The organism is Neptuniibacter pectenicola, assembly GCF_001597735.1.
Classification (GTDB): Bacteria; Pseudomonadota; Gammaproteobacteria; order Pseudomonadales; family Balneatricaceae; genus Neptuniibacter; species Neptuniibacter pectenicola.
Genome location: NZ_LUTS01000069.1, coordinates 1 through 539 on the forward strand (window position 1 = coordinate 1; position 539 = coordinate 539).

The 539-nt window shown below is 49.4% G+C and carries 1 protein-coding gene; it reads right to left on the bottom strand.

From position 1 onward, the window contains the following. The coding region (locus A3773_RS19760) for a hypothetical protein (RefSeq protein WP_197462833.1) at positions 1-539 on the bottom strand (539 nt) is incomplete at both ends.

Consider the following 539-nt stretch of genomic DNA (forward strand, 5'->3'; position numbering starts at 1 on the left):
CTTTCCTCCCTTCCTCTCTTTTTTTTTCTTCTTTTTTCTTCTCCCCCTTTCTCCTCCTCCCCTCTTTTTCCCCTCTTTTTTCCTTCCTCCTTTTTTTCTTCTCCTCCTCTTTTTCCCTCCCCTCTTCCTTCTCTTTTCCCTTTCTTCCCCTCCCCCTCTCCCCCCCTCTTTTCCTTCCCTTCTTCCTTCCCTTCCTTCTCCCTCCCCCTTTTTTTCTTTTCTTTCTCTTCCTCCCCTTTCCCTCCTTTTTTCTCCCTCTTCGTTTTCTTTCTCTTTGCTTTCGTTTCTTTCCCTCCTTCTTTTTTTCCTTTTTCTTCTCTCCCTTCCTCTCCCCTCTTTTTCTCCTCTCTTCTTTTCTCTTCCCTTTCCTTTCTCTCTTTTCCCCTCTTCTCCTCTTTCTCCCCCCTCTTCTCCCTTTTTCTCTTTTTTCTCCCCTCCCTCTTCCTCTTTCTCCTCCCCCTCCTCTTCTTCCCCCCCCTCTCCTTCCCCTCCCTCCTCTCCTTCTCCCCCCCTTCCCCCCTTCCTCTCTTCCCCTCCTC